This window comes from Enterobacter sp. RIT637 (genome assembly GCF_019718755.1).
In the GTDB taxonomy this organism is placed as follows: Bacteria; Pseudomonadota; Gammaproteobacteria; order Enterobacterales; family Enterobacteriaceae; genus Enterobacter.
In genome coordinates, this window is the sequence record NZ_JAIHAZ010000120.1 from 1 (window position 1) to 581 (window position 581).

At 53.7% G+C, this 581-nt stretch carries 1 protein-coding gene; it reads right to left on the reverse strand.

Features of this window, described 5'->3' with window-relative positions; genetic code table 11:
• Positions 1 to 404, reverse strand: a 404-nt coding sequence (locus tag K5E19_RS23525) for a LysR family transcriptional regulator (protein WP_221553340.1), incomplete at its 3' end; no start/stop codon positions are given.
• Positions 405 to 581 lie beyond the last annotated feature (177 nt).

A 581-nucleotide genomic window follows, 5' to 3' on the forward strand; every position in this document is an offset into this window, starting at 1 on the left:
TCCCAGACGCCGTTGAACACCTCCTGGGAGACCCGCAGTTCGACATCAGAAAAATGACGATAGAAATCCACGATCATTTGCCGGGTCCGTTCCGGCTTAACGATATTATCCACCGCGATGGAGAGATGGCCTCGCCAGCCGTTAGCGATCTGCTGACACTGCTCGCGGGTGATCTGCATTTTTTTGATGACAGAACGCCCTTCCTTCAAAAACCACGCGCCGGCAGGCGTTAATTCGACGTCGCGATGACGCCGCTCGAACAGCGGAACCGCCAGCCACTCTTCCAGCTGACGCACGGTGTAACTGATCGCCGAGGGTACGCGGTGTAACTCCTGCGCGGCACCGGTGAAACTGCCGTTACGGGCAACAGCATCCACAACTTCAAGAGAATAATCTGACCACATGTTCTGCCTGCAAAAAATTTGAATGCACTCTGCAAATATTAGCGTTTCACAAGCCGCTTTGCACTCCCTACACTCTGCGCCAACGTACACCTGCCTCCTCAGGAGAATAAAACAATGCAACCCAGGAAAGGATTTTTAGTCTGGCTCGGCGGCTTAAGCGTGCTGGGCTTTTTAGCG